Annotated in this window: 20 protein-coding genes; 13 read left to right on the forward strand and 7 right to left on the reverse strand. The window is 70.2% G+C overall.

Annotated elements, in window-relative coordinates:
* Positions 1-150 precede the first annotated feature (150 nt).
* The 5 genes from J3P31_RS16365 to J3P31_RS16385 all read right to left on the reverse strand — a co-directional run bounded on the left by J3P31_RS16365 (position 151) and on the right by J3P31_RS16385 (position 5,685).
* Positions 151-1,446, reverse strand: a complete 1,296-nt coding sequence (locus J3P31_RS16365) for an NAD(P)/FAD-dependent oxidoreductase (RefSeq protein ID WP_210529571.1) — start codon at positions 1,444-1,446, stop codon at positions 151-153.
* 11 nt (positions 1,447-1,457) lie between these two features.
* Complete coding sequence (locus tag J3P31_RS16370) at positions 1,458-2,222, reverse strand: amino acid ABC transporter ATP-binding protein (protein ID WP_303645128.1); 765 nt, start codon at positions 2,220-2,222, stop codon at positions 1,458-1,460.
* A gap of 14 nt (positions 2,223-2,236) precedes the next feature.
* The gene (locus J3P31_RS16375; RefSeq protein WP_210529572.1) at positions 2,237-3,145 is read right to left on the reverse strand and encodes an amino acid ABC transporter permease; all 909 of its coding nucleotides are present in this window, start codon (positions 3,143-3,145) and stop codon (positions 2,237-2,239) included.
* Positions 3,146-3,211: 66 nt separating this feature from the next.
* Complete coding sequence (locus J3P31_RS16380) at positions 3,212-4,099, reverse strand: ABC transporter substrate-binding protein (protein ID WP_210529573.1); 888 nt, start codon at positions 4,097-4,099, stop codon at positions 3,212-3,214.
* A gap of 95 nt (positions 4,100-4,194) precedes the next feature.
* Entirely contained in the window at positions 4,195-5,685 is a 1,491-nt protein-coding gene (locus J3P31_RS16385; RefSeq protein ID WP_246849581.1) for an aldehyde dehydrogenase, read from the reverse strand.
* Positions 5,686-5,934: 249 nt separating this feature from the next.
* Here J3P31_RS16385 and hutC (J3P31_RS16390) point away from each other — a divergent pair, with 249 nt between their 5' ends.
* The 5 genes from hutC (J3P31_RS16390) (at position 5,935) to hutC (J3P31_RS16410) (ending at position 10,137) form a co-directional block, all read left to right on the forward strand.
* Positions 5,935-6,681, forward strand: coding sequence for a histidine utilization transcriptional repressor HutC (hutC, locus tag J3P31_RS16390; protein ID WP_368373094.1), 747 nt, complete (start codon positions 5,935-5,937; stop codon positions 6,679-6,681).
* Between the two features lie 21 nt (positions 6,682-6,702).
* Positions 6,703-8,028, forward strand: coding sequence for a UbiD family decarboxylase (locus tag J3P31_RS16395; protein ID WP_210529575.1), 1,326 nt, complete (start codon positions 6,703-6,705; stop codon positions 8,026-8,028).
* Between the two features lie 3 nt (positions 8,029-8,031).
* Positions 8,032-8,613, forward strand: a complete 582-nt coding sequence (locus tag J3P31_RS16400) for a UbiX family flavin prenyltransferase (protein ID WP_210529576.1) — start codon at positions 8,032-8,034, stop codon at positions 8,611-8,613.
* Positions 8,614-8,662: 49 nt separating this feature from the next.
* Positions 8,663-9,187 (forward strand): TIGR02444 family protein, encoded by a 525-nt coding sequence (locus J3P31_RS16405; RefSeq protein WP_210529577.1) that lies wholly within the window; start codon positions 8,663-8,665, stop codon positions 9,185-9,187.
* A gap of 260 nt (positions 9,188-9,447) precedes the next feature.
* Entirely contained in the window at positions 9,448-10,137 is a 690-nt protein-coding gene (hutC, locus tag J3P31_RS16410; RefSeq protein ID WP_210529578.1) for a histidine utilization transcriptional repressor HutC, read from the forward strand.
* Positions 10,138-10,141: 4 nt separating this feature from the next.
* Here hutC (J3P31_RS16410) and J3P31_RS16415 read toward each other — a convergent pair whose 3' ends face one another.
* Positions 10,142-11,506 (reverse strand): formimidoylglutamate deiminase, encoded by a 1,365-nt coding sequence (locus J3P31_RS16415; protein ID WP_210529579.1) that lies wholly within the window; start codon positions 11,504-11,506, stop codon positions 10,142-10,144.
* Between the two features lie 75 nt (positions 11,507-11,581).
* On the opposite strand from J3P31_RS16415, the gene hutI reads away from it, so the two are divergent.
* Genes hutI through J3P31_RS16440 form a run of 5 tightly spaced genes read left to right on the forward strand, consistent with a single transcriptional unit; the run spans position 11,582 to position 17,338 of the window.
* Positions 11,582-12,769 carry an imidazolonepropionase gene (gene hutI / locus J3P31_RS16420; protein WP_210529580.1) on the forward strand — a complete coding sequence of 396 codons (1,188 nt, stop codon included), beginning with the start codon at positions 11,582-11,584 and terminating at the stop codon, positions 12,767-12,769.
* A complete protein-coding gene (hutH, locus tag J3P31_RS16425) occupies positions 12,759-14,291 on the forward strand; it encodes a histidine ammonia-lyase (RefSeq protein ID WP_210529581.1) in 1,533 nt (510 codons plus the stop codon). Before hutI ends, hutH begins: the two co-directional genes overlap by 11 nt.
* A 2-nt stretch (positions 14,292-14,293) precedes the next feature.
* Positions 14,294-15,088, forward strand: a complete 795-nt coding sequence (gene hutG, locus J3P31_RS16430) for an N-formylglutamate deformylase (protein WP_210529582.1) — start codon at positions 14,294-14,296, stop codon at positions 15,086-15,088.
* Positions 15,088-16,749 carry a urocanate hydratase gene (gene hutU, locus J3P31_RS16435; protein ID WP_210529583.1) on the forward strand — a complete coding sequence of 554 codons (1,662 nt, stop codon included), beginning with the start codon at positions 15,088-15,090 and terminating at the stop codon, positions 16,747-16,749. Before hutG ends, hutU begins: the two co-directional genes overlap by 1 nt.
* Positions 16,694-17,338, forward strand: a complete 645-nt coding sequence (locus J3P31_RS16440; protein ID WP_497006817.1) for a HutD/Ves family protein — start codon at positions 16,694-16,696, stop codon at positions 17,336-17,338. Before hutU ends, J3P31_RS16440 begins: the two co-directional genes overlap by 56 nt.
* 126 nt (positions 17,339-17,464) lie before the next feature.
* On the opposite strand, the gene J3P31_RS16445 is transcribed toward J3P31_RS16440, so the two are convergent.
* Positions 17,465-17,908, reverse strand: coding sequence for an organic hydroperoxide resistance protein (locus tag J3P31_RS16445; protein ID WP_210529585.1), 444 nt, complete (start codon positions 17,906-17,908; stop codon positions 17,465-17,467).
* A 150-nt stretch (positions 17,909-18,058) separates the two neighbouring features.
* Between J3P31_RS16445 and J3P31_RS16450 the strand changes: the two genes are divergently transcribed.
* The 3 genes from J3P31_RS16450 (at position 18,059) to J3P31_RS16460 (ending at position 21,554) form a co-directional block, all read left to right on the forward strand.
* A complete protein-coding gene (locus J3P31_RS16450; RefSeq protein ID WP_368373095.1) occupies positions 18,059-18,547 on the forward strand; it encodes a MarR family winged helix-turn-helix transcriptional regulator in 489 nt (162 codons plus the stop codon).
* 252 nt (positions 18,548-18,799) lie between these two features.
* Positions 18,800-21,187: a PAS domain S-box protein gene (locus J3P31_RS16455; protein ID WP_210529586.1), complete on the forward strand. Its 2,388-nt coding sequence runs from the start codon at positions 18,800-18,802 to the stop codon at positions 21,185-21,187.
* On the forward strand, positions 21,180-21,554 hold the full coding sequence (locus J3P31_RS16460; RefSeq protein ID WP_210529587.1) for a response regulator: 375 nt from the start codon (positions 21,180-21,182) through the stop codon (positions 21,552-21,554). Before J3P31_RS16455 ends, J3P31_RS16460 begins: the two co-directional genes overlap by 8 nt.
* The last annotated feature ends 33 nt before the right edge of the window (positions 21,555-21,587 follow it).

Below are 21,587 nucleotides of genomic sequence, written 5' to 3' on the forward strand. Positions count from 1 at the left end.
TTTGCCCAGTTGATACGGCCATCGGCCGACGCAGCGCCTCGAAGATTGCGGCATGTCCGTTGCGGGTAGCGACGGCCTTCCCGATCCGGAGGCTCCCGACCCGGCATTCCGGACGCGCGCCGGACGTCGGCACTGCGCCCCTTCCGGGCCTCAGGTCCGGTGCGCGGCCTTGACCGGACGGGGTCCGTGGAACCGCATGGGGGAAAGCCTTGTCAGGTCCGCAGGGGACGGCTGGCCGGCGGCAAGGGCCGCCATCGCCTTGCCTGCCATCGGGCCAGGGCCGAAGCCATGGCCGCTGAACCCGGTCGCCACCAGCAGGCCGCCGACGTCGTCCACCGGGCCAAGCACCGGGACGAGGTCGGGCAAGGTGTCGATGATCCCGGCCCAGCAGGTCTCGGCCGGGAGATCCGCCAGCGCCGGAAAGAGCTGGCCGAACTCTGCAAGGGCCTGACGGGCGCGCCGTTCCTCGGGGCGCACGGCGTCGCGCGTGGGCGGGATGTCGGTGAGCGGGGCCTCGCCGCCCCGCGGGAGCAGGTGCTGGAGCGGCGCGAGATAGTTGATGCGCGCCGCGTCGGGGTTCGCCTTCCGGGTCGGGGCATACCATCGCATGTGACGCCAGGAGTCGGGCCGCACGTCGTATTCGCCCCCCGCCACCGAGACGACGAAGGCGCCGTTCACGTCCTGCCGGATCCCGGTTTGCGGCCCCGACACGCATGGATCGAGCCGCAGCCCCGGGCGGGGGGCCGTGCGGACCACCGTTGCGCGGATCCGTTCCTGCGGCAGGTCGAGCCCCGCCCCCCGCAGGAGCTGCGCGCTGCCGGCCCCGGCGGCGCAGAGCACGACGTCCGCGCGATGGAAGCGGTCGCCCGCCCAGACGCCCGAGACATGGCCGGCGCTGACGTCGATCCGCGACACCGGCTGCCCGAGGCTGACGGAGGCTCCATGCTCCAGCGCGGCCTCGAAGAACGCACGGGTGGCGCGGGCGGGCTCGGCCCGGCCGTCCGAGGGCGTGTACATCGCGCCCAGCACGCCCCTGTCCCGGGCGAGGTGCGGGAGAAGGTCGAAGGTCTCGTCCGCCGACAGCATCCGCGTGTCGAGGCCGAACTCCTCGCGCCCGCGCTGGTGCCAGTCCCGGCGGGACACGAGATCGGCCTCGGTCAGGAGGAGGGCGACGTTGCCGCCCTGCCGCCAGCCGACCGGGCGCCCCAGCTCGGCCTCGAGACCTTCCCACAGGCGCATCGCCCCGATCATCAGGTCCAGCTCGGCAAAGTCGCGGGCCTGCTGCCGCACGAAGCCGAGATTGCGGCCCGACTGGGCGGACCCCGGCGCGTCGCGCTCGACCAGCAGCACCCGCAGTCCGGCCCTGGCCGCATAATAGGCGGCCGAGCAGCCGACGATGCCGGCGCCGACCACGACGAGGTCCCAGCGGGTCGCGATGGATCCCATGGCCGGCCGCCCTAATGGACTTTGGACAGGAAGGCGCGCGTCCGCTCGAAGGCGGAGTTGTCGAGCACCTCGCGCGGCGTGCCGCATTCGACGATCCGGCCGGCCTCCATGAAGGCGATGCGATGGCAGACCTCGCGGGCGAAGCTCATCTCGTGGGTCACCACCATCATCGTCATTCCTTCGGCCGCGAGAGCGCGCATGACGTCGAGCACCTCCCCGACGAGCTCCGGGTCGAGCGCGCTCGTGGGCTCGTCGAACAGGATCAGCCGGGGCTTCATGGCCAGGGCGCGGGCGATGGCCACGCGCTGCTGCTGGCCGCCCGAGAGCATCCGCGGATAGGTGTGCAGCTTGTCGCCAAGGCCCACGCGGGCCAGGATCTCCCCGGCCCGCTCGACCGCTTCGCGGCGCGGAATGCCAAGGACCTGAACCGGAGCCTCGATGACGTTCTCGAGCGCGGTCATATGCCCGAACAGGTTGAAGTTCTGGAACACCATGCCGATCCGGGCGCGCTGCCGCGCGATCAGCTTTTCAGGCATCTCGTAGGCCAGGTTGCCGACCCGCCGGTAGCCGATCAGCTCGCCGGCCACCGTGATGCTGCCGCTCTGGATCCGCTCCAGGTGGTTGATGCACCGCAGGAGCGTGGACTTGCCCGACCCGGACGGTCCGATGAGGCTGATGACCTCGCCGGCGGCGACCTCGAGATTGATGTCCCTGAGCACCGGCACCTCGCCGTAGCTCTTGGTGACGCGATCGATGACGACCATGGGAGATGTCATGTCCTGTCCCTCGCCTACTGTCGTGCGCGCCGCGCTTGCGACGCTTGCAGGCTCGACCGGCCGAAATGGCGTTCGACGCGCGCCTGGATGAGGCTGAACACGGTGGTCGCCAGGAGATACCACAGGCAGGCCACGATCAGCAGCGGGATCGTCTGGTAATTGCGCGAATAGATCGTCTGCACGGAATACAGCAGGTCCGACAGGGCGATGACGCTCACGAGGGACGAGGTCTTGAGCATCCCGATCGCCTGGTTTCCGGTCGGCGGGACGATGATCGGCATGGCCTGGGGCAGCACGATGCGCCACAGCGCCCGGCCGCTGGTCATGCCGAGCGACTTGGCCGCCTGCCTTTGCCCGGGATCGACCGCCAGCAGCCCGCTGCGGATGATCTCGGACATGTAGGCGCCTTCGTTGAGGCCCAGTCCGAGGACTGCGGCCATGACCGGGGAGATCGCGGTGTTCGTCGGCACGGAGATCCAGAGCGACGTGAACGGGATGCCGATCGAAAGCTCGGGGAAGAGGGCGCCCAAGTTGTACCAGAAGATCAGCTGCACGAGCACGGGCGTGCCGCGGAAGAACCAGATGTAGGCGTTGGCGATCGTCGCGATCACGACGTTGCCCGACATGCTCATGACCGCGAAGACGGTGCCGAGCACGATCCCGATGACCATCGTCACCAGGGTCAGCCACAGCGTGAGATAAAGTCCCGACAGGATGCGCGGGTCGAACAGGTACTCGCCCACCACCGTCCAGCCGAAGTTGGGGTTGCTGGCGATCGACCACAGGAAGGACACCACCACCAGGAGGAGCGCCACCGCGGCGATGCGCGTTCCCCAGGCCTTGGCCGGAACATAGGTGAGACGCGGCTCCTCGGAGGGCCTGTGGTCCGCCACTGAGTTGGAATGCGCTTCCAGCACGGTCATGATATCTCCAGCGTAGGCGGGCGCGACGGGGCCGCCCGCCTGGGTGGCGGCCGGCCCCGCGCCGGGTCAGTTGCTCGGCAGGGTGGACAGGTTGATGCCGGGCTCATGGTCCATGCGCATCGGCGTCACGGCCCACTTCTCGTAGATCGCGTCGTAGGTGCCGTCGGCCATCACCTCCTTGAGCGCGGCCAGGAGCGCCTCGCCCAGGTCGGTCTCGTCCTTGCGGAAGGCGATGCCGCTCGGCTGGCGGGGCAGGATGCTCATGGGCACGACCTTGATGGGACGCGGCGCCGCCTTCATGATCTCCTGGGCCGAAGCCGCCGAGGTCAGGACGAAGTCGGTGCGGGCCGAATACAGCGACAGGAGCGTGGCGTCCGAGGTGCCGAACTCCGACGCGGTCGGCGCCGGCAGGCCGGCTTCCTCGCAGGCGGCCGCCATCTCGCCGGTGATCATGCCGACCCATTCGGTGCCGCTCTGCGCCGCGCCGTTGAGGCCGCAAAGGCCGAGATGGTCGGTGATCTCGGCGCCCTTGTCCTCGAGGACATAGGCCGAGGAGGTGGTGTAGCCGTAATCGACGAAGCTCACCACCTGCTGCCGCTCGGCGTTGTCGGTGATGCCTTCCATGGCGATGTCCCAGCGGTTCGACTGCACGCCGGGAATGAGCGAGTCGAAGGCGACCGACGTCACCTCCATCTTCACGCCCAGGCGCTCCGCGATGGCGTTCCAGAGGTCCACCTCGAAGCCGACCATCTCGCCGGATTCGTCGATGTACTGGAAGGGCGGATACTTCGCGTCGGTGACCAGCTTGATGACGCCGGCGTCGCGGTACTTCGCGGGCAGAAGGTCCATCGCCCCTTCGGCGTTCGCGGCGCGGATGTCCGCCGTCGTGGCCAGGGCCACGGCGGCCAGCCCGCAGAAGGCCAGATGACGCCAGCCCGTCGTTGCTTTTTGCATTTCAAACCTCCGATGTTGTCCCGGCCCGTTCTTTGTTCACCACCGGACCGTTGTGGTCGTACTCCGGGCCGGTTTCGGGCCCGGAGGCAGTTCGTTCATCCGATGACGAACGGGTTCGCGATCTCCTCGGCGGTCGACAGCCAGACGGCCTTGGTCTGGAGATACTCGCGGATCCCCTCGACGCCGTTCTCGCGGCCGATGCCGCTCTTCTTGTAGCCGCCGAATGGCGTCGTGTAGGACACGTCCCGGTAGGTGTTGACCCAGACGCTCCCGGCCTCGAGCCGTTCCGACATCAGCAGGGCACGGCGCATGTCGGAGGTCCAGACCCCCGCCGCGAGGCCGAACTCGCTGTCGTTGGCGATGGCGATGGCCTCCTCCGGGTCGTCGAAGGGGATCGCGGCCAGGACCGGGCCGAACACCTCCTCGCGGGCGATGCGCATCTCGTTGTGCACGCCGGAGAAGATCGTGGGCTCGATGAAGAAGCCGGCTTCGCATTCCGCGATCTCGGGCCGTCCGCCGCCCAGCCGCAGCTCCGCGCCCTCCTGGCGGGCGATGTCGATGTAGCCCAGCACGCGGTCGTACTGCATCCGGTTCGCGATCGGGCCGATGCGGGTGTCCTTGTGCCGGGGATCGCCGATGCGGGCGGTCTTGGTGAAGGCCGTCAGCTTCTCAAGGAACTCGTCGTGGATGGACCTGTGCAGGAGCAGGCGCGAGCCCGCGATGCAGGTCTGGCCGACCGCGCCGAAGATGCCGCCCACGACGCCCCGCACCGCGTTGTCGAGATTGGCGTCGCCGAAGACGATGTTCGGGGACTTGCCGCCCAGCTCGAGGCTGACGCGCTTGATGTCCTTCGCGGCCAGCGAATACAGGTGCGCCCCCGTCTTCGTGGAGCCGGTGAAGCCGACATGCCGGGTCAGCGGATGCGTCACGAGGGGCTCGCCCACCTCGGGGCCGTAGCCGGTCACCACGTTGATCACGCCCGGCGGGAAGCCCGCGGCCTCGACCAGCTCCATGAGCTTGAGCGCGGTCGCCGAGGTGTGCTCGGCGGGCTTCATCACCAGCGTGTTGCCGGCCGCCAGGGCCGGGGCGGCCTTGAGCGAGAAGAGGAACAGCGGCGCGTTCCAGGGGACGATGCCGATGCAGACGCCAAGAGGCTCATGCCGCGAGAAGCTGAGCGCCGGCTTGTCGCAGGGATGGACGGAGCCTTCGATCTTGTCGGCCAGGCCCGCGTAGTAGTGGAACCACCGCGGGACATAGCGGATCTGGTGCCGCATCTCGGCCAGCAGGCGGCCGTTGTCGCGGACCTCGATCTCGGCCAGGTCGTCCGCGTTCTGCTCGATCAGCTCGGCGAAGCGCTGGATGATGCGGCCCCGGAGGCTCGGGTGCATGCGGCGCCAGGGGCCTTCGGTGAAGGCCCGGTGCGCCGCGCGCACGGCCCGGTCGGCGTCCTCGGCGTTGCCCCGCGGCACGAGAGCCCAGGGCTCGGCGGTGAAGGGGTCCACGGTCTCGATGTAGTCCCCCGACGCCGGAGCGACCCATTCGCCATCGATATACATGGACAGCTTCGGCAGGCGTTCGGTCGACATGGTCCCTCCTTCTGGCAGCGTGCGGGTGGCGTCGCGACCCGCGTGGCCGGGCCGACCCCGCTGCGCTGAACTCAATAGCGATGTCTTATCGGTTAAGTGATATCAGAGCAGAGTGTCAACAACAGACAATGTATCTGGCATAAATCTGATATGTTTGCTGAAAGTACAGAAAACGGGCAGATTTCCCTTGCAAGCGGACTTTCGCGATGCGAACTCTGCGCCGATAGTGATATCACTTTAGGTGGACCTGTGGACCGGGATCAGCCCCTGTACGAGCAGATCAAGACGGTGATCGATCGGCGGATCGAGACCGAGGAATGGCCCGCAAATTTCCAGGTCCCCTCGGAGGAGGAGCTCGCCGGCGAATTCGGCGCCTCGCGGCTGACCGTGCGCCGGGCCTTGCGCGAACTTCAGGCCGATGGCGTGCTCGTGCGCATCCAGGGCCGGGGCACCTTCGTCATCGGCCCGCGGATGCAATGCGCGATCTTCAACCTCCCCGACATCACCGAGGAGATCACCTTCTCGGGCGGCGCGCACACGTGCCGGGTGCTGGCCCACGCGGCGCTGGGGCGGGAAAGCCCCGGCCGCAACATGCTGCTCTTGCCGGCCGAGGGCGTCGTGTTCCATTCGCGCCTGCTCCACCTCGAGGACGGCACGCCGATCCAGCTCGAGGACCGCTACGTGAATGCCGCGGAGGCGCCCGGGTACATCGATCAGGACTTTTCGAAGGTCAGCCCCCACAGCTGGCTCGTGCGCGAGACCACCGTGACGACCGTGGACAACACGATCCGGGCCATCCGCGCCGACGAGGAGACCCGCCAGCACCTGCAGATCGACGCCAACCAGCCATGCCTGCTGCTGGACCGCTCGACCTGGCGCGACGGCATTCCCGTCACCCGCAGCCGCTTCATCAGCCCTGGCGACCGCTACCGGCTCCGCTCGACCCACGAGGCGCGCACGAATCGGATCGTCACAACACCCGGCATGGGCCGCTGAGCCCGCCCGCAAGGAGCCCCAATGAGAGAGTTCGTTCGCAAGCTTCAGGAGCGCGGTGATCTCATGGTCGTCGACCGCGAGATCGACCCCGCCCACGAGCTGGCCGCCGTCACCCACCTGGCGCAGAAGCGCTGGGGCAAGCCCGTGATGTTCACCAACGTCAAGGGCACCCGCTTTCCGGTGGTGACCAACGTCTACAGCACGCGCGAGCGGCTGGGCGAGGTGATCGGCATCGATCCGCGCGACTTCTGCACCCAGTGGAGCAAGCTGTCGTCGCTGGCCTCCGCCGAGATGAAGGAGCCGCTGGTCCCCGCGACCGAGACGCCCGGCTACGAGGAGGTCAAGCTGTCGGACCTGCCGCTGATCACCTATTCGGATCGTGACGGCGCGCCCTACTTCACGTCGGCGATGTTCATCGCGAAGGACCCGGAGACCGGGGTGGGGAACCTGTCCTTCCACCGCTCCATGTTCATCAGCGACAGCGAGCTGCGCTGCCGGCTCGCTCCGCGGCACCACCTGACCATCTACCACGAGAAGGCCGAGAAGATGGGCCGGCCGCTGGAAGCGGCCATGCTGATCGGCCCGCCCGCGCACGCCTTCCTGACCGCCGCGGCGCCCTTGCCCTACGACGTGGACGAGCTCGAGGTCGCGGCCCGCCTGCGCGGCCGGCCGATCCCGATGCGCAAGTGCAACCACATCGATCTCGAGGTTCCCGCCGAGACCGAGGTGGTGATCGAGGGCCGCTTCCTGCCCAATGAGCGCCGCCCCGAAGGCCCCTTCGGCGAGTTCATGGGCTACTACGTCCCCGTCGGCCCGAATGCCGTGTTCGAGGTGCTGGGCGTCACCGTGCGCAAGGATGCGATGTTCCACTCGATCCTCTGCGGCTCCCCCGAGGAGGTGCTGACGCTCGAGCTGTCGGTTTCGGCCAACATCTACCAGCGGCTGAGCGCGGCCCTGCCCGGCATCGTCAACGTCACCTGCCAACCCTTCGTCAACCACGCCATCGTGCAGATCGCGCCCCAGTTCGAGGGCCACGCGCGTCAGGTCATGCTCGCCACGATCGGCGCCGAGCCGATCTGGGCCAAGCAGATCACCGTCGTCGACACGGACGTGAACATCTATGACATGGACGACGTGCAGTGGGCGATCCTGACTCGGTGCCGGCCCGACAAGGACATGATGATCATCCCCGACACCCCCTCGTTCTACCGCGATGAGGCCAAGGACCACTGGGGCCGCCTCCTGGTCGACGCCACCAAGCCCTGGGGGCGCGAGGCGGAGTTCGAGCGCAAGCGCCTGCGGATGGTGGACGAGGTCCGCCTCGGGGACTGGTTCGCGGGCGCCTGACCGATGAGCCCGCCACGACTGATCATCGGCATTTCCGGGGCCTCGGGCGCGGCCTACGGCATCCGCGCCCTGGAGCTCGCGCGGGCGGCGGGGGTCGAGACCCACCTCGTCGTGTCGCGATCGGCGCTTCTGACGCTGCACCAGGAGCTCGGCCTGCAGAAGGCCGACCTCGAGGGCCGCGCGGACGTCATCCATCCGGTGGCGGACATCGGCGCCACGATCGCCTCGGGCTCGTTCCGCACGATGGGGATGCTGATCGCGCCCTGTTCGGTCAAGACCATGTCCGAGATCGCATCCGGCGTGACCTCGACGCTCATGAGCCGGGCCGCCGACGTCGTGCTGAAGGAGCGTCGCCGACTGGTCCTGATGCTGCGCGAAACGCCGCTGCACCTGGGCCATCTGCAGACGATGACCGCGCTGACGCAGATGGGCGCGATCATCATGCCCCCGGTCCCCGCCCTTTACGCCCATCCCCAGAGCATCGACGAGATGGTGACCCATTCCACCGGCCGAGCGCTCGACCTGTTCGACATCGACGCCGGCGCGGTGAAGCGCTGGAGCGGGTTGAAGGAGAACCTGTCCTGACGATGCCGTCCAGGATCGTAGGCCGGCCGGTAGGGAAGGGAGGCGTCGCATGACGGGGACCGACAAGGACCCATTCGACCCCTGGGGCTTCATGGTGCGCTTCTACGCGGTGCCCGGCATCGCCCCGGCCTGCCTGCGCCTGCAGGAGGCCCATGGTCTCGACATCCCGTTCTTCCTGGCGCTGCTGCACGCCAGGGTCACTGGCCGGGTGCTGGATCGGGACCTGGTCCAGCGACTCGACGGGGAGTGCGCAAGCTGGCGCGACGAGGTGATCCGGCCCTTGCGCGCGGTCCGCATCAGGATGAAGGCGCATCCCTGGATGACGCCGCACGCCCCGGTTCCAGAGCTGCGTTCGGCGATCAAGGAGCAGGAGCTTCGCGCGGAGCGGATCGAAGTCGAGATGCTCGCGCGCCGTCTGGCCGATCTGCCCTCCGCCGGGCCGTGCCATGACCCGGCCGAGTTGCGCGATGTGGCCCGGCTGGTGCTGGACCGTCAGTCCCCTTCGCGCCCCGAAGCCCTTCCGGAGGACGCCAGGTTCATCGCCGAGGCTGCGGCCGAGTTCGTCGCGACCTGAGCCCCGCGCCGGTCCGCCACGGGCCGGCAAGCTGGGAGCATCGCCCTGCAGCCCAGGAGGGCAGGGCCGGCCTGTCGCCATGCCGCGCAGGGAAAGGCGCGTCCGGCGCAGTCGCGGATCGGCGGCCCAAGGCGCCACTGGGACGCTTTTGCGTACCGATGTATGCGATTATGTCTATGTTTATCGATGCTGACGGGTGTGCCCCGCGACGGCGGCCCCGGGATGGCAAAGGCGTGTGAAGAAAGTGGAAGGGCGCAGGCGTGGTCACGACCTATCGGGACATCAAGGCGGACATCCTGGGCAAGATCACGCGAGGCGAATGGCGGCCCGGCAGCCTCATCCCGAGCGAACTGGAACTGGCCGAACGCTACGGGTCCGCGCGGGCGACAGTGAACCGGGCCATGCGCGAGCTGGTCGAGGACGGGCTCATCGAGCGTAAGCGCAAGGCCGGTTCGCGGGTGCGGCTGTCGCCCCTGCGCCAGGCGCGCTTCGACATTCCCGTGATCCAGCGCGAGATCGAGGGGCAGGGGGCGTCCTACCGCTACGCCCTTGTGCACTCCGAGGTCGTGCCGGCGCCGGACTGGCTGCGGGCGCGACTGGGGCTGTCCGACGGGGCCGAGGTGCGGCACCTCGTGTGCCTCCATTTCGCGGCGGGCGCGCCCTATCAGCACGAGGACCGATGGATCAACCTGGGCCTCCTGCCGCAGGCGCGCGACGCCGACTTCTCGGCCCAGGCCCCGACCGAATGGCTGATGGCGCAGATCCCCTTCTCCGAGGTGGAGATCGGGATCACGGCGACGGCCGCCGACGGGGACCTCGCGCGGCATCTGGACTGCGCGCCGGGGGACCCGCTCCTCCAGGTCGAGCGGTCCACCCGCTGGGAAGAGCGCGCGGTGACCTATGTGCGCCTCGTGCACCGGCTCGGCTACCGCATGACCACCCGGTACTGAGCGCCTAGAGGCCCTCGCGCAGCGGGCGCACCGCGCGGCGGTACGCCTGTTCGATGGCGTCGCGCCGGACATGCCGGCCCCCCTGGACCACGTGGCGGCCCGCGGCCCAGACATCGGCGACCATGTCGTTGCCGCCGGCAAGGACGAAGCTGTCGAGGATGGTGTCCCCGACAAGCCCTTCCAGGTCGGGGTGGGTCATGTCGAAGGCCAGGAGATCGGCCCAGGCCCCTGCGGCGATGACCCCGGCCTCCCGCCCGGCGGCCTGGGCGCCGCCCTGCGCCGCCGCGTCGAGGAGCCGCCGCCCGGTGGACCGGTCCGGCGTCGCCAGGGCGGCCCGGACATGGTCGCGCAGCCGCTGGCTGGTGTCGAACTGGCGAAGCTCCTCGGCCAGGCCGATCCGGATGTTGCTGTCCGACCCGATCCCGACCCGCCCCCCGGCCTGCATCCATCGCACCCCGTCGAAGATGCCGTCGCCCAGCGACGCTTCCGTCAACGGGCAGAGACCCGCGACCGCGCCGCTCCGCGCGAGGGCCAGCGTTTCCCTGGGCGTCATCTGGGTGACATGGATCAGGCACCAGCGCGCATCGGGGTCCAGCCGGTCGAGCACCCATTCCACCGGCCGCGCCCCATAGGCGGCCTGCACCTCCTCCACCTCGGCCAGGGTCTCGGCCAGGTGCATGTGGACCGGACGGCCCGGGAGGAGCGTGGCGGCCGTCGCGATGTCCTCGGGCGAGGCGGCGCGCAGGGAGTGGGGGGCGACGCCCAGCCCCGCGTCCGCCGGCAGCCCGGCAAGCGCCCGCCCGGCGCCCTCCAGCAGGCGTGCGAAGGAGTCGGGGTCGTTGCCGAAGCGGCGCTGCCCCCCGACAAGAGGGCGGCGGTCGCATCCTCCGAACCGGTAGAGCACGGGCAGAAGGGTCAGGCCGATCCCGCTCGTCGCGGCGGCGGCGGCGATCCGGCCCGACATCTCGGACTGGTCGGCATAGGGCGCCCCGTCGGACCGATGGTGCAGGTAATGGAACTCCACGTTGGTCGAGAAGCCGGCTTCCAGCATCTCCATCTGCACGAAGGCGGCGATGGCCTCGACCTGATCGGGATCGAGCCGGTCCAGGAAGCGGTACATCAGCTCCCTCCAGGTCCAGAAGCTGTCCGTCGGATTCGGCCCGCGCCGCTCCGTCAGCCCGGCCATGGCCCGCTGGAAGGCGTGCGAGTGAAGGTTGGCCGGAGCGGGCACGAGGACCCCGACCCGTTCCCCGGCTGGCGCAGTCCCGGGGCGGACGGCGGCGATCCGTCCCGCATCATCCAGATCGACGGCTACGTCGCTGGCCCATCCTTCGGCCAGCAAGGCCTGGTCCGCCCAGATCGTCCTCATGCACATCCCGCCTTGACAGAGAATTATGCATATACATAAGACATAATGAAGTAGATCAAACAAGGGCCGAGTCCCATGATCCTGACCAATGCGACGCTTGCCACGATGCAGGGGGGCTACGGCCTCATCGAAGGGGCCGCGATCGTCATCGAGGACGGCCGCATCGCTTGGGCCGGTCCGCAGGAGCAGTTGCCCTGGACCGACGGACCCCGGAGGGACCTCGATGGGCGGCTGGTCACGCCGGGCCTGATCGACTGCCACACCCATGTGGTCCACGCCGGCAGCCGTGCGCGGGAGTTCGAGATGCGCCTCAACGGCGCCAGCTACGAGGAGATCGCGCGCGCCGGTGGCGGCATCGTCTCGACCGTCGCCGCGACCCGTGCCGCCACCGAGGACGAGCTGGTCGCGCAAGCCCTGCCGCGGCTCGACCAGATGCTGGCGGAAGGCGTGACCCTGGTCGAGGTGAAGTCGGGCTACGGGCTCGACATCGAGACGGAGCTGCGGATGCTGCGCGCCGCGCGGTGGCTGCCCAGGGTCCGCCGTGTCCGGGTCCGCACGAGCTTCCTGGGCGCCCATGCCGTTCCGCCTGAGTTCAAGGGCCGTCCCGACGACTACCTGACCGAGGTCTGCCTGCCCGCTCTCCGCGCCGCCCACGAGGACGGCCTCGTGGATGCCGTGGACGGCTTCTGCGAAGGGATCGCGTTCTCGCCCGCCCAGATCGCCCGGGTCTTCGACGAGGCGCGCGCCCTGGGCCTGCCGGTCAAGCTTCATGCCGAACAGCTGTCCAACCTGCACGGCGCCGCGCTGGCGGCGGGCTACGGGGCGCTCTCGGCGGATCATCTCGAGCATCTGGACGAGGACGGCGCCCGGGCGATGGGCCAGGCCGGCACCGTCGCCGTGATCCTGCCCGGCGCGTTCTACACCCTGCGCGACACCCGGGTGCCGCCCCTCGATCTCCTGCGGCGGCACGGCGTGCGCATGGCCGTCGCGACCGACTGCAATCCCGGCACCGCGCCCATGACCTCGCTCTGCCTTGCGATGAACATGGCCTGCACCCTGTTCCGCATGACCCCCGAGGAGGCGCTGCTCGGAGTCACCGTCCATGCAGCGGCCGCCCTGGGGGATCCCGAAGCGGGGCGGGTCGCGCCCGGGCTGCGCGCCGATCTCGCCGTCTGGGAGGCTGCCCATCCCGCCGAGCTGGCCTACCGGGTCGGCTCCACACCCCTTCACGCCCGTATCCACGGAGGCCACCTTGACGCCTGAGACCCTGATCCCGGGAGCCGCCACGCTCGCCCAGCTCGAGCGGATCTGGCGCGAGGAACGTGCCGCCCGCCTGTCCCCGGACGCGATGGCCGCGGTCGAGGCGGCAGCGGCCCGCGTGGCCCAGGCCGCCGCAGGGGCCGAGGCGGTCTATGGGGTCAACACCGGCTTCGGGAAGCTGGCCAGCCTCAAGATCGCGCCCGAGGACACCGCGACCCTCCAGCGCAACCTGATCCTGTCGCATTGCTGCGGCGTGGGCGAGCCCATGCCCCGCGCCGTGGCGCGCCTGATGATGGTGCTCAAGCTCCTGTCCCTGGGCCGGGGCGCCTCGGGCGTCCGCTGGGAGGTCGTGGCCCTGATCGAGGCCATGCTGGAGCGCGGCGTGACGCCCGTGATCCCGGCGCAGGGGTCGGTGGGCGCCTCGGGCGATCTCGCGCCGCTCGCGCACATGACCGCCGTGATGATCGGGGAAGGGCGCGCCGAGGTCGGGGGCGAGATCCTTCCGGGCGCCGAGGCGCTGGCCCGCATGGGCCTTGCCCCCGTGACGCTCGGCCCCAAGGAGGGCCTGGCCCTCATCAACGGAACCCAGTTCTCGACGGCCTACGCCCTGGTCGGGCTGTTCGACGGCTGGCGCGCGGCGCAGGCTGCGCTGGTCACCGCGGCGCTCTCGACGGATGCCATCATGGGCTCGGACGCGCCGTTGCACCCCGAGATCCATGCCCTGCGCGGACAGCCCGGCCAGATCGAGGCCGCCGCCGCCATGCGCGACCTGCTCGCGGGGTCGGCCATCCGCGAAAGCCACCGCGAGGGCGACACCCGGGTCCAGGACCCGTATTGCATCCGGTGCCAGCCGCAGGTCACCGGCGCGGCCATGGACCTGCTTCGGCAGGCCGCGCGCACGCTCGAGATCGAGGCCAATGCCGCGACCGACAATCCGCTGGTGCTGACCAAGGCGGGCCTGATCGTGTCGGGCGGGAACTTCCATGCCGAGCCGGTGGGCTTTGCCGCCGACATCATCGCGCTGGCCCTGGCCGAGATCGGCGCCATCGCCCAGCGCCGGGTCGCCCTGATGGTGGACCCCACGCTGAGCCACGACCTGCCGCCCTTCCTCACGCCCGATCCCGGCCTCAACTCGGGGTTCATGATCGCCGAGGTCACGACCGCCGCGCTGATGAGCGAGAACAAGCACCTCGCCCACCCCTGCGTGACCGACAGCACGCCCACCTCGGCCAACCAGGAGGACCATGTCAGCATGGCCGCGCACGGCGCGCGCCGGCTGGGCCGGATGGTGGCCAACCTCCAGGTGATCCTGGGCGTCGAGGCGCTCTGCGCGGCGCAGGGCATCGGCTTCCGGGCGCCGCTCGCCACCTCGGACCCGCTGGCCCGCGTCGTCGCCCGGCTCCGCGAGGACGTGCCGGAACTCGCCGAGGACCGCTACATGGCGCCCGACCTCGACGCCGCCGCCCGCCTGGTCGCCGCGGGCGCGCTGGCGCAGGCGACGGGCCGCCCGCTGCCGGAGCTCTGATCATGGATCCGGTGATCGTCGAACGGGGCGATGGCCCGCTCGTCCTGGGCTTCCCGCACACCGGCACCCACGTCCCGGAGGCCGTCCGGGCGCGTCTCAACGCCAGGGGCCGGCAGCTGACCGACACCGACTGGCGCATCGAGGACCTGTATGGCGGGCTGGCGCCCGGCGCGACCGTGGTGCGCGCCACCGTGCACCGCTACGTCGTCGACGCGAACCGCGACCCGTCGGGCGCGAGCCTCTACCCGGGGCAGTCCACGACCGACCTCGTGCCGCTGACCGACTTCGAGGGCGAGCCCATCTGGACCGATCCGCCGACCGAGGCCGAGGTGGCCGAGCGCACCGCGGCCTTCCACGCCCCCTACCACGCCGCGCTCCGGGCGGAGATGGAGCGGGTCCGCGACCGGCACGGCGTCGCGATCCTTTGGGACGCCCATTCGATCCGGTCGCGCCTGCCGTTCCTGTTCGACGGTCTCCTGCCCGACCTCAACATCGGGACCAACTCCGGCGCGTCCTGCGACCCCGGCCTCGAACGGGCGGTCGCGGACCTCGCCGCGGACTCCGGCTTCACCCATGTCGCGAACGGCCGGTTCAAGGGTGGCTGGACCACCCGCCATTACGGCCAGCCCGGCGCGGGCTGGCACGCCATCCAGATGGAGATCGCCCAGAGCGCCTACCTCGTCGAGGAGGCGCCGCCCTGGACCTGCTCCGACCAGAAGGCGCAACGCCTTCGCCCCGTGCTCGGCGCCATGCTCCGGACCCTTGCCGACCTTGCCCCATCCCTCAGGAGGCCCTGATGTTCGACCGCACCAACGCCCGCGTGATCCGCCCCGCCACCGGGACCGACCGGACGGCCAAGAGCTGGGCCACGGAGGCGGCGCTCCGGATGCTGATGAACAACCTGCATCCCGACGTCGCCGAGAACCCCGAGGAGCTGGTCGTCTACGGCGGCATCGGCCGGGCGGCACGGAGCTGGGAGGACTTCGACCGCATCGTGGCGAGCCTGCGCGACCTGGACGAGGACGAGACGCTGCTCGTCCAGTCGGGGCGGCCGGTCGGCATCTTCCGGACGCATCCGGACGCGCCGCGAGTGCTCATCGCCAACTCCAACCTGGTGCCGAAATGGGCGACCTGGGAGCACTTCAACGAGCTCGATCGCAAGGGCCTGATGATGTACGGCCAGATGACCGCCGGGTCCTGGATCTACATCGGCACCCAGGGGATCGTGCAGGGCACCTACGAGACCTTCGCCGAGGCCGGGCGCCAGCACTATAACGGCGACCTCACCGGCCGCTGGATCCTGACCGGGGGCCTGGGCGGCATGGGCGGCGCGCAGCCCCTGGCCGCCGTCATGGCCGGGGCCTGCTGCCTGGCCATCGAGGTGGACGAGACGCGGATCGATTTCCGCCTGCGGACCCGCTACCTCGACGCCAAGGCGCGCACCCTGGACGAGGCTCTGGAGATGATCCGCGACTGGACCTCGCGCGGGGAGGCCAAGTCGGTGGGCCTCTTGGGCAACGCCGCCGAGCTGGTGCCCGAGCTGGTCCGCCGCGGCGTGCGGCCCGACATCGTCACCGACCAGACCTCGGCGCATGATCCGCTGCACGGCTACTGTCCGACGGGCTGGAGCGTCGGGGAATGGCGGGCGCGGCAGGAGAGCGATCCCAAGGCCGTCGAGCAGGCGGCCCGCGCCTCCATGCGCGCCCATGTCGAGGCGATGGTCGCCTTCTGGAAACAGGGCGTGCCCGTGGTCGACTACGGCAACAACATCCGTCAGGTCGCGCAGGATGAAGGGCTCGTGGACGCCTTTGCCTTCCCGGGCTTCGTGCCGGCCTACATCCGGCCGCTGTTCTGCCGGGGCATCGGGCCGTTCCGCTGGGTGGCCCTGTCGGGCGACCCCGAAGACATCCGCAAGACCGATGCCGCCATGAAGCGGCTGTTCCCGGAGAACGCGCACCTGCACCGCTGGCTGGACATGGCGGGCGAGCGGATCGCCTTCCAGGGGCTGCCGGCACGGATCTGCTGGATCGGGTTGGGGGACCGGCACCGGGCGGGGCTGATGTTCAACGAGATGGTGGCCTCGGGCGAGCTGAGCGCGCCTATCGTGATCGGGCGCGACCATCTGGATTCGGGCTCGGTCGCGTCGCCCAACCGGGAAACCGAGGGCATGCGGGACGGCTCGGACGCGGTGTCGGACTGGCCGCTGCTGAACGCGCTGCTCAACACGGCGTCGGGAGCGACCTGGGTATCGCTGCACCACGGCGGCGGCGTGGGCATGGGCTACAGCCAGCACTCGGGCATGGTGGTGGTGGCGGACGGCACGCCCGAGGCCGCGCGGCGGCTGGAGCGGGTGCTTTGGAACGATCCGGCCACCGGCGTCATGCGGCACGCCCATGCGGGGTATGACATCGCCCGGGACTGCGCGGCCGAGCTGGATCTCAGGCTGCCGGGGCTCTGAGGCCGTGGGGGCGCGGGCGCGTCTGATCCGCTGGTCGGACACCCGGCCGATGCCATGGAGGAACGGCGGGGGCATCACCCATGAGGTGGCGGTCTCGCCGGAGGGGGCCGGGCTCGACGGCTTCGACTGGCGCCTCAGCCTGGCGCTGGTGGCGCAGGGCGGTCCATTCTCCCGCTTCGAGGGCGTGGACCGCACCCTTGCGGTGATCGAGGGGGGAGGCCTTTACCTGCTGACCACCGGCCGCCCGGAGATCCTGTTGGACCCCTGGGCCGATCCCCTGCCGTTCACGGGCGAGGAGGCCGTCACCAGCCGCCTGCCCGCCGGGCCCACGCTCGACTTCAATGTCATGACCCGTCGTGCGGGGTGGAGCCATGCCGTGCGTCGGATCGACGTGGAAGGCCGGTCCAGCCTCACCATCCGGGCGCCGGTCGTGGCGATCCTCTGCCAGGAGGGCGATCTGCGCCTTCCCGGCTTGGACATGCGCCTGCGGGCCAGGGATTGCCTCCTCGTGACCGGTCCTGAACGGGCCTTGGACCTGGAGGGCAGGGGACGCGCGCTCCTGGCCGAGATCGCCCCGCGCGACGCGTGACCGGCGCGGCAGCCCTATGGCGCATCCCGCCCGTCCCGGTCCGGAATCCTTTGGGGCGCCGCCGGTAGCCCCTCGGGGACGAGGTCCGGATAGAACCGGCCCCGAAGGCAGCGACGGCAGGGGCCGTCAGGCGACCTGCACCGTCTCCGCCGAATGGCTCAGCGCGACCGAGACGCCGTTGCGCGCAAGGTGCGAATAGGGGCAGACCACATCCGCCTGATGCACGAGGTCGCGCGCGACCTCAGGGTCGAGGCCGGGGAGGTTGGCGCGCAGCGCTACAGTCAGGCCAAAGCCCTGGCCATCGTCGCGCGGGCCGATGCCCACCGTCACGGTGACGGTGGCCTCTTCGCCAAGCCGCACCTTGGCCTTCGACGCCACGACCTTGAGCGCCCCGAGGAAGCAGGCCGCATAACCGGCCGCGAAGAGTTGCTCGGGGTTGGTGCCGTCCCCTCCGGCGCCGCCCAGTTCCTTGGGGGTGACCAGCGTCACGGCAAGCGCGCCATCCGCACTGCGGGCCGAACCGGTGCGGCCGCCCGTCGCCGTGGCTTCGGTCTGGTAAAGGGTCGTCATCGGAGATCTCCAGTGCATCGCAAAGATGTTTATCGTGATAAACAATATCTAGCCGGCGATCCCGCTTCCGTCCAGCACTGAGTTGCGGCGCGAAATGTTATCGTGATATGGATGCGTTAACCCGGAGGGCATCACATAGCCGACGCGACCGTGCCGACCGCTCTCGACGAGCAGATCTGCTTCGCCCTTTACGGCGCATCGATGGCCGTGGGCCGCCTTTACAAGCCGCTCCTGGACGAACTCGGCATCACCTATCCGCAATACCTGGCGCTCAGCGCCCTATGGGAAGAGGACGGCCGCGGCATCGGGGCCATCGCCGACCGTCTCGCGCTCGAGCCGAGCACGGTGACCCCGCTGGTCAAGCGCCTGGAGGCGGCCGGTCTTGTCCGGCGCGAACGCAACCCGGCCGATGAACGCCAGGTGTTCGTGAGCCTCACGGAGACGGGACGGGCCATGCAGGGCCGCAGCCGCTGCCTGGGCGAGGCCCTGATGGCGGCCAGCGCCATGACGCCGGACCGCCTGATGCGCCTCGGGGCCGAGGTCCGCGCCCTGAGGGACGCCTTGGCGCGCCAGATCGCGGACCGGGGCGAGCCTGTCTCCGAACGGCCGAACGACCCCGAGGGGTCGGATCGGGCCTGATGCTGCAGCCGTGATCGGTCCCCGTCCTACCCCGAGCGGGCCAGCGGGGGCGCCCGGCCCGGCCGGGTCGCGGCTCGGGCTGACTTGCTTGCGCGGCCGACCCGGTTAGGTGGAGGGGCCATTCCGTCGGCCCGGCGCGGAACGCATCCTTGTGGTTCCCTGTTGAGAGGGGCTTGAGCGGCTCGCCTTTCGGAGGACAGGTCCATGGCGCCCAGTGATCGAGCCCCGGCCTGGCCGGCCGGGACCAGCGGGATGGCACGGCGCATCCGGGAGCTGGACTGGAGCGCCACCCCCTTGGGCCCGGTGGAAGGCTGGCCCGAGCGTCTGAAGGTCGTGGTCGAGATGATGCTGGCGAGCCCGCTCGTCAGCACCCTGGCCTGCGGACCCGAGCGCGTGTTCCTTTACAACGACGCCGCCGGCCGCCTGTACGGCCAGCGGCATCCGCAGATGCTGGGGCGTCCCCTGGCCGAGAGCTTCCCCCGGAGCTATCCGGAGGTGATCGCGTTCTACGACAGGAGCTTCGCGGGCGAGCCGGTGCATGTCGCGGCCCAGCCGGCCGATGTGAGCGAGCAGGGCGGCGAGATCTTCGAAGCCTATCTCACGCCGGTGCGCGGCAGCGACGGTCGGGTCATTGCCGTCCACATGACGGGCTTCGAGGTCGGCCGACGGCTGGCCGCCGACGCGGCGCTGCGCGAAAGCGAGGAACGGCAGGCCGCCCTGCTCAAGCTCGCGGACGCGTTGCGCCCCCTGGTCGATCCCATCCAGATCCAGAGCACGGCGAGCCGCATCCTGGGGGAGCATCTCCGCGCCAACCGGGTGGCCTATGCCGAGGACCTGGGAGACGGAGCCACGGTGATCCTGACCCGCAACTACACCGACGGGGTGCCCGGCATCGAGGGCCGCTACAGTTACCTGGACTACGGCGAGGACCTCCTGCCCGAGATGCAGGCCGGCCGGCCGGTGATCCGCCCCGACATCGCGAACGACCCTCGTCTGAGCGTGGCCGAGAAGGCCGCCCATGCCGTCCTGCAACTGGGGGCCACCCTGAACGTGCCGCAGGTGAAGGACGGGCGCCTGGTGGCGATCCTGGCCGTCCACTACAGGACGGCGCACAGCTTTCCGCCCCAGGAGGTCGCGCTGGTGCAGGAGGTGGCCGAACGGACCTGGGCCGCGCTGGAGCGGGCGCGGGCCGAGGAGGCGTTCCGCCGCGGCGAGGAGCGGTTCCGCGCCATCGTCGAGACCGCGCGGGATTATGCGATCTTCGCCGTGGACGCCGCGGGCCGGATCGAAGCCTGGCCCACCGGAGCCCGTGAGGTCTTCGGCTGGTCGGCGGAGGAGGCGATCGGCCAACCGGTCGACATGACCTTCACGCCCGAGGACCGGGCCAGGGGCGTGCCCGAGGCGGAACGGAGCACCGCCCGGATCGCCGGGGCCGCCCCGGACGTGCGCTGGCATCTTCGCAAGGATGGCTCCCGCGTCTTCATCGACGGGGTGACCCGGCCGCTCACCGGTCCCGATGGCGCCGTCACGGGCTTTCTCAAGGTCGGCCAGGACGTGACGGAGCGGCGGGCGACCGAGGACGCGCTGCACGAAAGCGAGGCGCGCTTCCGCCAGTTCGGCGACGCCTCGGCGGACGTGCTCTGGATCCGCAACGCCGAGACGCTGGAATTCGAGTATGTCAGCCCGGCCTTCGAGGAGATCCATGGCGCGCCGCTGAGTTCCATCCTCGACGGCAATCATGTCCGGCGCTGGCTGGAGCTGGTCCTGCCCGAGGACCGGGCTTTGGCGCTCGACCATCTCCGGCGTGTGCGCGAGGGGGAGCACGTGCTCCATGCCTACCGGGTCCTGCGGCCCGACGGCGAGGTCCGCTGGATCCGCGATACGGGGTTTCCGCTGCTCGACGACCGGAACCGGGTGCAGCGCCTGGCCGGCATCGGCCATGACGCCACCGAGGAGGTCGAGCTGAACGACCGGCTGCGCGTGCTGGTGGCCGAACTGCAGCACCGGTCCCGCAACCTGATGAGCGTGGTGCGGGGCGTGGCCGACCGGACCCTGACCACCTCCGAGACCCTGGACGACTTCCGCCCCCGGTTCCGGGCACGGCTGGAGGCGCTGGGTCGGGTCAACGGGCTCCTGTCGCGTCTGGACGAGGGCCAGAGGATCACCTTCGACCAGCTCCTGCGGACAGAGCTGGCGGCGCATGGGGTCCTCGACGGCCCGGATCATGGCGAGCAGGTCGAGCTCAGCGGGCCCGCCGGCGTGCCCCTGCCGTCGGCCACGGTGCAGACCTTTGCGCTGGCGCTCCATGAGCTCGCGACCAATGCCCTGAAGCACGGGGCGCTGTCTCGCCCGGAAGGACGGCTGCGGGTGAGCTGGAGCCTGCAGCGGGGGCGGGAGGGCGAGCGGCGGCTGCGGGTGGAGTGGCGCGAACACGGCGTGCCGGTGGACGTGCCCGACGACGCTCCGGCCGGGGGGCGCCAGGGTTACGGCCGCGTCCTGATCGAGCTCGCGCTGCCGTATCAGCTCCGGGCGCCGACGACCTACGAGCTCACGGCGGAGGGGCTGCGCTGCACCGTGATCGTGCCTGTTTCCTCCACACTGGATGTGGCATTCTCCAGTCAGAGGGACGCCCATGCCTGAGCCGAACACCGCCAGCCGCCTGCTTCGGGGCCGCCGTATCCTGGTGGTCGAGGATGACTACATCACGGCCGAGGACCTGGCCATGGAGCTTGCATCGCTGGGGGCCGAGGTGATCGGGCCCGTGCCGGACCTCGCGGGCGCCTTCGAGCTTCTCGCCGCCGATCCCCCGCCCCATGCCGCCATCCTCGACATCAACCTGGGAGGAGAGATGGTCTTCCCCCTGGCGGATCGGCTGCGCGACCGGGCCATCCCCTTCGTCCTCGCCACCGGCTACGAGGAATGGGCCATCCCCGAGCCCTATGTCCGGATGCCCCGCTTCGAAAAGCCGCTGAACATCCGCCAGGTCGCCAGCGCGCTTGCGGAATGAGGGAAGGGCTCCGCGGCCCATGAGCGCCCCCGG

Origin of the sequence: Rubellimicrobium arenae, from assembly GCF_017916275.1 — a bacterium.
In the GTDB taxonomy this organism is placed as follows: domain Bacteria; phylum Pseudomonadota; class Alphaproteobacteria; order Rhodobacterales; family Rhodobacteraceae; genus Rubellimicrobium; species Rubellimicrobium arenae.